Genomic DNA, 12,664 nt, shown 5'->3' on the forward strand with positions numbered 1-12,664 from the left:
ACGTTAATGAGTGATATTATGCATCCCATCTCAATTGAGGCTTTATTAAATTGGATTTTTAGTGAGTATCAACAAGATGGCACAATTTTTGGCATTCGTAAATTTTATCATGCGGATCCTACAAAAACGATTTCGTTATTTGGAGAAAAAATGGAAACCCCTTGTGGTCCAGCAGCAGGTCCCCATACACAATTAGCACAAAATATTATTGCGGCCTATTTAACAGGTTCTCGTTTTTTTGAAGTTAAGACAGTCCAGATACTGGATGGAGAAGATTTACCAGTGAGTAAACCATGTATCGCAGCAGCGGATGAATGTTACAACGTTGAGTGGTCCACAGAACTGCGTGTTCCCCAAGCTTATGATGAATACGTCAAAGCATGGTTTGTTTTGAAGTTACTTAGTAAAGAGTTCGAGCTAGGTGACCCGAATGGTTTCATTTTTAATATGAGTGTTGGCTATGATTTGGCAGGGATTCAATCGCCAAAAATTGATCGTTATATTAACGAAATGCAGAACGCAGAAGGAACGCCGATTTGGGCGGAATGCCAAGCAGCTGCCAAAAAATATCTATCTTATTTTAAAAAAGTAGATGACTTATATATCGAAGCAATTAGTCCTAAAGTCTGTCATTCTATTACGCTGTCGACTTTACACGGTTGTCCATCAGACGAAATTGAACGAATTGCGGCCTATTTATTAAGTGAAAAAGGGCTCCATTCCTTTATTAAATGTAATCCAACCATATTAGGTTATGAATATGCGCGTCAAACGATGGATGAGCTAGGGTTTGATTATATGGTTTTTGACGATCACCATTTTAAAGAAGATTTACAATTTGAAGAAGCAGTACCGATGTTACAACGTCTACAATTATTAGCCAATAGTAAAAATCTAAGCTTCGGAGTTAAAATTACGAACACTTTCCCGGTAACGATTGCAGCAAATGAATTACCTGGTGATGAAATGTACATGTCAGGACGTTCGCTATTTCCTCTTAGTATTTCATTGGCACAAAAATTATCAGAAGCATTTGATGGGAAACTACAAATTTCTTATTCTGGCGGTGCAGATATTTTCAATAGTAAAGAAATATTTGATGCTGGGATTTGGCCAATCACTATGGCAACGACGCTGTTGAAACCTGGTGGCTATCAACGAATGAATCAAGTTGCTAATGTATTAAGCGCAGCAGAATATCCTCAGATGGTTCATGTCAACTTGGATAAATTAGCTCAAGTTGTTGAGAAAGCTAAAACACAAGCGCGTTACCAAAAATCAATTAAATTACCAGAAAGTACCAAACTAAGAAAAACAGTTCCGTTAACAGATTGTTATATTGCTCCTTGTCGAAGTGACGGTGGTTGTCCAATCAATCAGGATATTCCTGCTTACCTTCGTTATGTAAGTGAAGGTAATTATTTAAAGGCCTTGCAAGTAATTGTCGATAAAAATCCGTTGCCTTTTATTACTGGAACCATTTGTGCACATCCTTGTATGACTAAATGTACACGTCAATTTTATGAAGAATCTATTCATATTCGGGAAGTGAAGTTAGAAGCAGCTGAACATGCTTATGATGAATTATTGACGACACTAGAAAAGCCACAGCCAAAAGAAAATGCACCTAAAACAGCTGTTGTGGGTGGAGGCCCTGCTGGGATTTCTGCTGGGTATTTATTAGCACGTGAAGGCATGCCTGTTACTGTGTTTGAAAAATCCGAGACAATTGGGGGCGTTTGTAGCCAGATTGTACCAGAATTTCGAATTTCTATGGAATCTGTTCAAAAAGACGTTCAGTTAGCGGAATTTATGGGAGCTGAATTCCGTACAGGACAAGAGGCGCCATCATTGGCAGAATTGAAAAACCAAGGCTATACGAATGTTATTTATGCCATTGGTGCATGGAAACATGGGGTCCTTCGTTTAGAATCTGGTCGAGCATTGAACTCGTTAGAATTTTTAAAAGCAAATCGAGAAAATCCAACGATTAATCCTTACGGAGAACAGATTGTCGTCGTTGGTGGCGGAAATACAGCTATGGACTGTGCTCGTGCAGCCACAACATTACCTGGTGTTAAAAAAGTCTCAGTGGTTTATCGTCGGAATAAACGCAATATGCCAGCAGATGAAGAAGAACTTTATTTAGCCTTAGAAGATGGCGTTGACTTTTTAGAATTACTTTCGCCAATTAAACATGAAAATCAACAATTAACTTGTGAAAAAATGGTCCTAGGTGAACGAGATGCCTCTGGACGCCGTCGACCAATTGGTACAGGAGAAATGATTGATATTCCTGCTGATACAGTGATTGCCGCTGTTGGTGAAAAAGTAGATACAGAATTTTACCAAGCATTAGGCATTCACACAGACAACTATGGGAAAGTCGTTTCAAATCAAGAAACATTGGAAACAAATATACCAGGCGTCTATGTCATTGGTGATGCTAATTTAGGACCAGCTACAATTGTTGAAGCAATCGCTGATGCAACCAAAGCGGCCAATAATATTTGTCTTGTCCACAATCATCACTATGAAAAAGATAATTTAAATAGTGATGTTGCATTTGTTAGAAACAAACGAGGCATCCTTGTGACAGACGAGATGTCTTGTAGTCAAGCTAGTCGTTGCTTAGAATGCTCCACAATTTGTGAATCTTGTATGGATGTCTGTCCAAACCGAGCAAATATTGTTGTGTATGTCGAAGGAAAACCACAAATTGTCCATGTTGATCGGATGTGTAACGAATGTGGTAACTGTGAAACATTTTGCCCTTATGCAAGTGCCCCTTACAAAGACAAATTTACCTTATTTAACAGTGAATCTGATTTTTATAACAGCACTAATTCAGGTTTCTATGTTCAAAATCCTGTGGATAAAATTTGTTTACTGCGTCTATGGGGAACGGTGTCAACGATTCAATTAACAGATCAAGGATTAGATGTACCAGAAGATTTAATCGCATTAATGGTAACTATGATTGAAGAATATGCTTATTGTATGCAAGCATAAAAGGAAATTTACGACTGGGGGATAAATAAATGTCTATTCTGCTCAAAGGTGGAACCGTCGTATCTGCATATAATCGTCGTCAATTGGATATTCGAATTGACGGCGAGCAAATTGTAGAGATGGGGGCAAATTTACCAGTAGAAAATTCTCAGATTGAGGATGTTACGGGGTGTTATGTATTACCAGGCTTTATTGATGCGCACACGCATCTGGAATTAAATAATGGCAAAGGTTCGTTAAGTACGGCGGATAACTTTACTACTGGAAGCCAAGCGGCGGTGGCCAAAGGTACGACTACGGTTATTGATATGGCTACACCTAATAAAGGCGGCTCATTGAAAGACTGTTTAGCTACTTGGAATCAATTGGCTGAAGGCAAGAGTTCATGTGATTATACTTACCATATGTCCATGATTGAATGGAAACCAACGATAGCTGCTGAAATTCAGGAAATGATTGCTGCAGGTATTACTTCCTTCAAAATGTATATGGCTTATGATAATTTGCGAACCACAGATGCGGAAATTTTTGAAGCGATGAAGGAAATAAAAAAAGTTAATGGAATGTTAGGCGTTCATTGTGAAAATGGTGATTTAGTAGATGAATTAATCCAATCGTATGTTTCTCAAGGAAAGCTAACCCCGCACTATCATCCGTTATCAAGACCGGCGGCTGTTGAAGCAGAAGCGGTAGCAAGATATTTGATGATAGCGGAAATGGCTGATTTGCCGGTTAATATTGTGCATTTAAGCACAAAACGATCGTTAGAAGCGGTGGAACGGGCTCGTCAAAGAGGACAATCAGTCTATGTAGAAACTTGCCCTCAATATCTTTTACTAGATGATCACTTGTATGATGCGCCTAATTTTGAAGCAGCAAAATATGTCTGCTCACCGCCACTACGCAAACGAGAGGATCAACAGGCTTTGTGGCAAGGGATTAAAGAGGGGGCAATCAATACAATATCGACAGATCACTGTAGTTTTAATTTTCACGGACAAAAAACAGTTGGCGAAGATGATTTTAGTAAAATTCCAAATGGGATGCCAGGTGTTGAAACGAGACCAGAATTAATTTACACGGAAGGTGTGGCGAAGGGCCGAATCACCTTGGAAAAAATGGTTGCTCTGCTTTCTGAAAATATTGCTAAACAATTCTCGATGTATCCACAAAAAGGTGTGGTGCAAGAAGGCAGTGATGCCGATTTAGTTGTTTGGGATCCTAGAACAACCGGCGTGATTGCTGCGAAAACGCAGTTACAAAATGTCGACTATACGCCGTATGAAGGATTTGAAACACAAGGACAGGCTCGAATGGTTTATTTAAGAGGTCAAAAAGTTGCTGAAGCTGGGCAAGTCATCTTGGCAAATCAAGGAAAATTTGTTTTTCGTAAAGCAACTTAAAAATAGAAGGAGGAGAAGTATTTTTGGAAAAAATTAAATGGACAGCAAATGAAATGCCGAAGACGGAGGATAAGTACTTACCTCTGATGTCTAAAGAAAAAATTGAGAAAGCTTTGGCTTTTCACAAAAGTTTTCCACAGTATTCAGAAACACCATTAGCAGAATTGAATCATATGGCCGCTTATCTGGGGTTAAATGATTTCTTTGTTAAAGATGAATCTTATCGCTTTGGTTTAAATGCTTTTAAAGTCTTAGGTGGTTCGTTTGCCATGGCTAACTATATTGCCGAAAAATTAAAGAAAGATGTTTCGGAACTAACATATGATGAATTAACTTCTGATCAATTACGATCAGCTTTTGGACAAGCTACGTTTTTTACAGCAACTGATGGTAACCATGGACGAGGAGTCGCTTGGGCTGCGAATAAATTAGGCCAAAAATCAGTTGTACTCATGCCGAAGGGTTCAACACAGACGAGAAAAGAAAATATTGAAAAAGAAGGCGCAACCGTCACAATTGAAGAAGTTAATTACGATGAATGTGTACGAATGGCTAATAAAATGGCCGAAGAAACTGAAAACGGTGTCATGGTTCAAGACACCGCTTGGGACGGATATGAAAAAATTCCGACTTGGATTATGCAAGGATACGGAACGATGGCGTTAGAAGCCTCTCAACAATTAAGAAAATTTGGCTCTGAACGACCTAGTCATGTTTTTGTTCAAGCTGGTGTCGGCAGTTTAGCTGGGGCGGTGATTGGTTATTTTGCTAATGCTTTTCCAGAAAACCCACCGATTATGGTCGTAGTTGAGGCACAGGCGGCTGACTGTTTATATCAATCAGCAATTAAAAAAGACGGAGAAATTCGCTTTGTCGATGGTGATTTACAGACAATTATGGCTGGCTTAGCATGTGGAGAACCTAATACGATTTCTTTTGATATTCTAAAAAATCATACATCCTTCTTTGTTTCAGCACCAGATTGGGTTTCTGAAAAAGGAATGCGTATGTTGGGCGCGCCATTAAAAGGGGATCCGCAAGTTGTATCAGGCGAATCTGGGGCAGTAGCAATGGGCTTAGTAGCTACAGTGATGCAAGATCCCGACTATCAAGAATTACGTGAGGCATTGCAACTGGATGAGACGTCAAACGCTTTAATGTTTTCTACCGAAGGGGACACTGATCCAGACAATTATAAAAAAATTTTATGGAGGTAAAAGGAATGGATTTTAATGCAGTAAATGCAGCAGCAGAAGGTTACAGAGAAGATATGGTCAAATTTTTAAGAGACCTTGTCAAAATTCCAGGAGAAAGTGCAGAAGAAGGCAACAAAATTGCGCGAGCAAAAGCCGAAATGGAAAAATTAGGTTTCGATAAAATTGACATTGATCCTCAAGGAAATTTACTTGGTTATATGGGGTCTGGTGAAAAATTAATTGCTTTTGATGGGCACATGGATACTGTCGGAATTGGTGAAATGAGTAACTGGAAATTTGATCCTTACGATGGCTATGAAACAGAAACTGAGATCGGTGGTCGCGGTACGTCTGACCAAGAGGGCGGGATTGTTTCGGCTATTTATGGCGCTAAAATCATGAAAGATTTAGGTCTATTATCAGAAAAATACACTTCTTTAGTAACAGTTACTGTCCAAGAAGAAGACTGTGACGGCTTATGCTGGCAGTACATTATCAAAGAAGACGGTATCCGTCCAGAATTTGTTGTTTCAACAGAGCCAACAGATGGTGGGATTTATCGTGGTCAACGAGGCCGAATGGAAATTAAAGTTGATGTCAAAGGCGTTTCGTGTCATGGCTCAGCACCAGAACGTGGAGATAATGCCATTTACAAAATGGCGGATATCTTACAAGATGTTCGTGCCTTAAACAACAATGGAGATACAGAAAGCACAGCGATTCGTGGTTTAGTTCGTATGTTAGATCCTAAGTACAATCCAGAGTGGCAAGAAGCCCGTTTCTTAGGTCGTGGTACGGTGACTGTTTCGCAAATTTTCCATTCTTCACCAAGTCGGTGTGCTGTTGCGGATGGCTGTACCGTTTCACTAGACCGTCGAATGACTGCTGGAGAAACTTGGGAAAGTTGTTTAGAAGAAATTCGCAATTTACCAGCTGTTAAAAAATATGGAGATGATGTGACGGTTTCAATGTACAACTATGATCGTCCTTCTTATACGGATTTAACTTATGAAATTGAATGTTATTTCCCAACGTGGGTCATTCCAGAAAATCATGATGTAACAAAAGCCTTGATGGAAACGCATAAAAATCTCTATGGAGAAACACGGAAAGGCTCTGTAGAAACAGTGGAAATGCGTGAAGAACGCCCATTGTTAGATAAGTGGACCTTCTCAACAAATGGCGTTTCAATTATGGGACGTAATGGCATTCCTTGTATTGGTTTCGGGCCAGGGGCCGAAGCACAAGCACATGCACCAAATGAAAAAACTTGGAAAGATGATTTGGTTCGTTGTGCAGCCGTTTATGCGGCATTACCAACGGTCTATTGTGGTTAAGTAAAGGATTATTAGACAAGAAAAAAGGAGCAGATGGAATGGAAACGTTTAAAGAATATATTGAGAAATTAGATAAATTAGAATTTGAAAAAATGTACGAAAATGACTTTTTCCTAACTTGGGAAAAAACAAGAGATGAATTAGAAGCTGTTTTCACAGTTGCCGATACATTACGCTATTTAAGAGAAAATAATATTTCAACTAAAATCTTTGATAGTGGCTTGGGGATTTCTTTATTCCGAGACAACTCTACAAGAACACGTTTTAGTTTCGCTTCAGCGTGTAATCTTTTGGGCTTAGAAGTTCAAGATTTAGACGAAGGAAAAAGTCAAATTTCTCACGGAGAAACTGTTCGTGAGACAGCAAACATGATTTCTTTTATGGCTGATATCATTGGTATTCGTGATGACATGTACATTGGTAAAGGCAATGCTTACATGCACGAAGTATCAGAATCTGTCCAAGAAGGATATAAAGATGGGGTATTAGAACAACGCCCAACGTTAGTGAATTTACAATGTGATATTGACCATCCGACGCAAGCAATGGCGGATGCGTTGCATTTAATTCATGAATTTGGTGGTATTGAAAACCTGAAAGGGAAAAAAGTTGCCATGACTTGGGCGTATTCACCATCTTATGGAAAACCATTATCTGTTCCTCAAGGAATTGTTGGTCTAATGACCCGTTTAGGAATGGATGTCGTCTTAGCACATCCAGAAGGTTATGAAATTATGCCAGAAGTAGAAGAAGTTGCGAAGAAAAATGCGGCAGAATTTGGTGGAAACTTTACTAAAACGAATAGTATGGCAGAAGCATTCAAAGATGCGGATGTTGTTTATCCGAAAAGCTGGGCACCTTTTGCGGCAATGGAAAAGCGAACTGAATTATATGGCAATGGTGACCAAGCAGGAATTGATCAATTAGAACAAGAATTACTTTCTCAAAATAAAAAGCACAAAGATTGGGAATGTACAGAAGAATTGATGAAAACAACAAAAGACGGCAAAGCTTTGTATATGCATTGTCTACCAGCTGATATTACTGGTGTAAGTTGTGAAGAAGGCGAAGTGGAAGCTTCTGTTTTCGATCGTTATCGGGTCGAACTTTACAAAGAAGCTAGCTACAAACCGTATGTTATTGCGGCTATGATTTTCTTAAGTAAAGTAAAAAATCCGCAAAAAACTTTAACAGACTTAGCGGATAAAGCGACACCAAGAGAAGTAAAATAATAAATTTGGCATGAAGACAGATGCTTTTTCTTTACACAATGAATCATTAGAAGTTGCCTCTTCAACATGAACAAATAAGACCTTCCCAAGTCTATTCATGAATGTGTGATTGTCTCGAGTCAAGAACGCTTAGTCATGTGCGTTGACTTCATGCAACGACAACAGACAGTTAATACGAAAACTCGTTGTGAAAAAGAAAAAGCATCGTCCTTTTTATAAAACAGAAAATGAGGTGAAGCAATGGGCAAACGCGTCGTAGTAGCTTTAGGTGGCAATGCTTTAGGAAATAATTTGACGGAGCAGATGACTGCCGTAAAACAGACCTCCAAAGCGATTGCAGATTTGATTGAAGCAGGATATGAAGTTATTTTATCTCATGGCAATGGTCCTCAAGTGGGGATGATTCAATTAGCTATGGAAGAATTTTCCTTTAATAATCCACAATATCCAGTTGTTCCGTTATCCATGTGCGTAGCCATGAGTCAAAGTTACATTGGCTATGATTTAGAGAATGCGCTACAAGAAGAGTTGCGTCAGCGAAATATAAGTAAAGCAGTCACCACCATAGTCACTCAAGTGGTCGTGGATGAAAATGATCCGGCGTTCAAAAAACCAACGAAACCAATTGGCCGCTTCATGACAAAAGAAGAAGCAGAACAATTAGTCAAAGAAAAAAATATACAAGTGATGGAAGATGCTGGCCGTGGTTATCGCCAAGTCGTCGCTTCTCCTAAACCAAAAAATATTGTCGAACTTCTCACGATTCAAACATTGGTTGATGCTGGCCAAACAGTCATTGCTGGCGGCGGTGGTGGCATCCCAGTCATTCAAGAAGGGAACCGACTGAAAGGTGTAAATGCAGTCATCGACAAAGATTTTTGTAGTGAACGACTAGCTGAACAAGTAGATGCTGATCTGCTCGTGATTTTAACAGCAGTTGAAAAAGTTTGTATTAATTTTGGTAAAGAAAATCAAGAAGCCCTAGGGAATATTTCAACAGAAAAAATGAAACAATATGCGCAAGAAGGTCAGTTTGCTCCAGGTTCAATGTTACCAAAAGTTGAAGCAGCGATTAAATTTGCTGAATCTAAGCCAGGTCGAAAAACATTGATTACGTTATTAGAAAAAGCCAAAGAAGGATTATCTGGAAAAACAGGGACTTTAATTGAAAATAAAGAATCATAGAATGGAGGAAAACGATGACAAACAAAATGATTAATTCTGCACAGGCACCAGCTGCTGTAGGGCCTTATTCACATTCTGTCTTAGCGGGAAATACGTTGTACATTTCTGGACAACTAGGATTAGATCCGCAATCGGGCGAAATGAAGGCTACAGTGGAAGAACAAGCAAAACAAGCCTTTATCAATTTAGGTTCGATTTTAAAAGAGGTCGAGATGACCTATGATAATGTTGTGAAAACAACGGTGTTTTTACAACATATGTCTGATTTTAGCAAAATTAACGAAATCTATGGGAATTACTTTTCAGAAGTTTTGCCTGCACGTTCTTGTGTAGAAGTAGCCAAGTTGCCAAAAGATGGTTTATTTGAAATTGAAGCAGTTGCTGTCAAAGGATAATTTTTAAGATGTTTCTGAGGGAAAAAGGATTGCATTCTTTACTGATTAAGGGGAACAATCCTTTTAGAATAAAAAGAAGAAGGAAACGATCCTATGAATGAAAAAAAAGAGCAAGCATTATTTGAATATGATGCGAAACTATCAATTTCTGAAGCAATTCCGATGGGATTGCAACACGTTGTCGCAGCAGTAGTAGGGATTGTCACACCGGGAATCATGATTGCCAAAGTTTGCCAATTAAGTCCTAGTGATACGACTATTTTGATTCAAACATCATTGATTTTTTCAGCAGTTGCAACGTTAATTCAACTTTTCCCTATTTTTGGAAAAGTGGGTTCACGGTTACCAGTTATGATGGGGGCAAGTTTTGCGTATGTACCGATTTTGATGGCCATCGGAGCTGATTTTGGGATTGCAGCAATTTTTGGTTCCCAATTAGTTGGCAGTATTCTTGTTATTATTGTTGGTTTGTTCATTAAAAAAATCCGTGTGTTGTTTCCGCCTTTAGTAACGGGAACGGTTATTTTAAGTATTGGACTATCCCTGTTTCCAGTTGCGATTAAGTATATGGCAGGAGGAGCTGGTAGTGCTGATTTTGGTTCAGCCCGGAATTGGTTAGTTGCATTATTAACCTTTGCGATTGTCTTTTACTTCAATTATTTTGCAAAAGGATTTTTGAAGTTATCAGCAATTTTAAACGGAATGGTTATTGGCTATTTGATTTCTTTAGCTTTAGGGATGGTTAGTTTTGAGCCAGTTCAAAATGCTAAAATCGTTCAGGTAATTACCCCGTTTCACTTTGGACTGGATTTTCAATTGGTACCAATCTTTACGCTTGTGGTGATGTTTATTGTTGATGCTGTTCAAGCCATCGGTCAATTTACAGCAACAACGGTTGGGGCAATGGATCGGGATGCAACGGATGAAGAATTATCTGGCGGAATTATGGGGAGTGGTTTCACTAACTTTATTGGCAGTTTATTTGGATCAATCCCAGTGGCAACTTTTGGACAAAATGTTGGTCTGGTTACGGTAACAAAAGTGATTAATAAATATGTTCTGGTTTTCGCTTCAGTTATATTATTAATTGCTGGTTTTGTTCCGAAAGTAGCTGCATTATTAACTACGATTCCTTACGCGGTAATTGGTGGCGCAACGATTTCAGTTTTTGCTTCTATTTCTATGACAGGTATTCGGATGATTGCTTCGCAGGAAATGACTCCTCGAAATACTGGGGTTGTCGGAACAGCTCTAGCATTTGGAATTGGTGTCACATTGTCTACTGGAAGCTTAGCTGGTTTTCCAACTTGGGTAACAACGATTTTCGGTAATTCGGAAGTTATCTTAACCACTTTGGTAGCAGTCCTTTTAAATGTCATTTTAAAACCAAAAAAGCGCGTAGCACTTGAGTGAAGATTGCTTTTTTTGATACGAAAGTGAGTAAGCTTTCGTATCCTTTTTCCCTTACGTTATCTATAAAAAAATGAACGAATAAAGGAGGAGAAGATGTTTACGTATTCCTTGAACTTAAAATTAAAAACAGATCGGAACTTTTTTGGTCCTGGCGTTGTCGAAGTTTTACAAAAAATTCAGCAAACTGGTTCACTAAACTTAGCGGCAAAAGAGATGAAAATGTCTTATAATAAGGCATGGCGGATTGTGCGGGTAGCTGAAGAAGAGCTATCTTTTCCATTAATTATCAAAAGTGTTGGTGGTTGTAATGGTGGCGGGTCAATTGTTACGGATCAAGGAAAAGAGTTGATTGATCAATATCTTTTATTTGAGAAAAAAGTGTATCAACAGGTAGAGGCATGTTTTGAAGAAATATTTAAAGAACAGGATGTAGTATCGGAGGAACTGAAATGAGAGAAGTATTTCAGCGTTTGAAACAGGCAATATTGGAAAAGCAAGACACGATGTTATTAACGATTGGTACAAGTTCAGGATCTACACCACGAAGTCAAGGGGCTAGAATGCTGGTTTCCGCCGAAGGTAGAATAGCCGGAACTGTTGGTGGTGGGGCGGTTGAATTTCAGGCTGAACAAGTGGCAAAAAAGCTACTTATTGAGAAAGAAAATGCACAACGTCAATTTATTTTAGCACCGAATAATATTGCTGATTTAGGCATGGTCTGTGGCGGAAATGTCACGATTTTTTTCCATTATCTTTCATGGGAAACGCCATTTTTAAAAGAGTTGTGTGAATCCATAGAAACGCATTTTCAAAATAACCAACAAGGTTGGTTAATGACTGAACTAGATCAAAACAATTTAGGAAAAGTATCCTTTTATAGTGAAACAGGCGAATTGATTGGTTCCACTTCTTGGGAGGGGGAATTAAGTTTGCTACCTAAAGGTATCCATTGTGAGCAAAAAGAGGAAATCACTTTTTTAACAGAAGCGATCCTCCAAGTAGGGAAAGTATATATTTTTGGAAGTGGACATGTCGCACGAGCATTGGTACCTATTTTAAACTATTTATCGTTTTATTGCGTTGTAGTGGACGATCGTCCAGAATTTTTGACGGCACAAGCTTTTCCACAAGCTGAGAAACTACGGGTTATTCCTTTAGAAAATTTAGCTGCGTTTATTGAAATAACGGCGGACGATTATGGTATAGTAATTACCAGAGGACACAATTTTGATTTCATCGTTGCCAAACAGTTATTGGAAACACCAGCCAAATATATTGGTGTGATGGGGAGCAAACACAAAATTGCTTCACAAGTTCGACGGTTAAAAGAGGTCGGTTATACAATGAATGAAATTGAAAGAATTTTCATGCCAATTGGCTTAGATATTGCAGCCGAAACACCAGAAGAGTTAGCGATTAGCATCGCGGGAGAATTAATTCAACAGCGCTATCAATAATGAGGATCTTCAAGTTAAATAAAAAAGTTTTTTT

At 38.7% G+C, this 12,664-nt stretch carries 10 protein-coding genes; all 10 read left to right on the forward strand.

What is annotated here, in order from left to right; genetic code table 11:
• The first annotated feature begins 6 nt into the window (after nt 1–6).
• The 10 genes from ygfK (at nt 7) to IGL80_RS04110 (ending at nt 12,630) form a co-directional block, all read left to right on the forward strand.
• Complete coding sequence (gene ygfK / locus IGL80_RS04065) at nt 7–3,012, forward strand: putative selenate reductase subunit YgfK (RefSeq protein ID WP_002359628.1); 3,006 nt, start codon at nt 7–9, stop codon at nt 3,010–3,012.
• A 29-nt stretch (nt 3,013–3,041) separates the two neighbouring features.
• Nucleotides 3,042–4,415: a dihydropyrimidinase gene (hydA, locus tag IGL80_RS04070; protein ID WP_002359630.1), complete on the forward strand. Its 1,374-nt coding sequence runs from the start codon at nt 3,042–3,044 to the stop codon at nt 4,413–4,415.
• Nucleotides 4,416–4,438: 23 nt separating this feature from the next.
• Complete coding sequence (gene dpaL / locus IGL80_RS04075; RefSeq protein ID WP_002359633.1) at nt 4,439–5,632, forward strand: diaminopropionate ammonia-lyase; 1,194 nt, start codon at nt 4,439–4,441, stop codon at nt 5,630–5,632.
• Nucleotides 5,623–6,948: a YgeY family selenium metabolism-linked hydrolase gene (locus tag IGL80_RS04080; protein WP_002359640.1), complete on the forward strand. Its 1,326-nt coding sequence runs from the start codon at nt 5,623–5,625 to the stop codon at nt 6,946–6,948. Before dpaL ends, IGL80_RS04080 begins: the two co-directional genes overlap by 10 nt.
• 38 nt (nt 6,949–6,986) lie before the next feature.
• Nucleotides 6,987–8,180: a knotted carbamoyltransferase YgeW gene (gene ygeW / locus IGL80_RS04085; protein WP_002359643.1), complete on the forward strand. Its 1,194-nt coding sequence runs from the start codon at nt 6,987–6,989 to the stop codon at nt 8,178–8,180.
• A gap of 240 nt (nt 8,181–8,420) precedes the next feature.
• Nucleotides 8,421–9,365: a carbamate kinase gene (gene arcC / locus IGL80_RS04090; RefSeq protein ID WP_002359647.1), complete on the forward strand. Its 945-nt coding sequence runs from the start codon at nt 8,421–8,423 to the stop codon at nt 9,363–9,365.
• Nucleotides 9,366–9,379: 14 nt separating this feature from the next.
• Complete coding sequence (locus IGL80_RS04095) at nt 9,380–9,760, forward strand: RidA family protein (protein WP_002356593.1); 381 nt, start codon at nt 9,380–9,382, stop codon at nt 9,758–9,760.
• 93 nt (nt 9,761–9,853) lie between these two features.
• Complete coding sequence (locus IGL80_RS04100; protein WP_002356594.1) at nt 9,854–11,173, forward strand: nucleobase:cation symporter-2 family protein; 1,320 nt, start codon at nt 9,854–9,856, stop codon at nt 11,171–11,173.
• Nucleotides 11,174–11,266: 93 nt separating this feature from the next.
• Nucleotides 11,267–11,626 (forward strand): winged helix-turn-helix domain-containing protein, encoded by a 360-nt coding sequence (locus tag IGL80_RS04105; protein ID WP_002356595.1) that lies wholly within the window; start codon nt 11,267–11,269, stop codon nt 11,624–11,626.
• Nucleotides 11,623–12,630 carry an XdhC family protein gene (locus IGL80_RS04110; RefSeq protein ID WP_002359650.1) on the forward strand — a complete coding sequence of 336 codons (1,008 nt, stop codon included), beginning with the start codon at nt 11,623–11,625 and terminating at the stop codon, nt 12,628–12,630. The genes IGL80_RS04105 and IGL80_RS04110 overlap by 4 nt, the downstream gene beginning before the upstream one ends.
• The last annotated feature ends 34 nt before the right edge of the window (nt 12,631–12,664 follow it).

The sequence above is a fragment of the Enterococcus sp. DIV2467a genome (assembly GCF_050532945.1).
Classification (GTDB): domain Bacteria; phylum Bacillota; class Bacilli; order Lactobacillales; family Enterococcaceae; genus Enterococcus; species Enterococcus faecalis.

Coding starts and splice junctions, on each gene's coding strand:
- ygfK (WP_002359628.1), top strand. CDS start 7: ATGAGTGATATTATGCATCCCATCTCAATTGAGGCTTTATTAAATTGG.
- hydA (WP_002359630.1), top strand. CDS start 3,042: ATGTCTATTCTGCTCAAAGGTGGAACCGTCGTATCTGCATATAATCGT.
- IGL80_RS04080 (WP_002359640.1), top strand. CDS start 5,623: ATGGAGGTAAAAGGAATGGATTTTAATGCAGTAAATGCAGCAGCAGAA.
- ygeW (WP_002359643.1), top strand. CDS start 6,987: ATGGAAACGTTTAAAGAATATATTGAGAAATTAGATAAATTAGAATTT.
- arcC (WP_002359647.1), top strand. CDS start 8,421: ATGGGCAAACGCGTCGTAGTAGCTTTAGGTGGCAATGCTTTAGGAAAT.
- IGL80_RS04095 (WP_002356593.1), top strand. CDS start 9,380: ATGACAAACAAAATGATTAATTCTGCACAGGCACCAGCTGCTGTAGGG.
- IGL80_RS04100 (WP_002356594.1), top strand. CDS start 9,854: ATGAATGAAAAAAAAGAGCAAGCATTATTTGAATATGATGCGAAACTA.
- IGL80_RS04105 (WP_002356595.1), top strand. CDS start 11,267: ATGTTTACGTATTCCTTGAACTTAAAATTAAAAACAGATCGGAACTTT.
- IGL80_RS04110 (WP_002359650.1), top strand. CDS start 11,623: ATGAGAGAAGTATTTCAGCGTTTGAAACAGGCAATATTGGAAAAGCAA.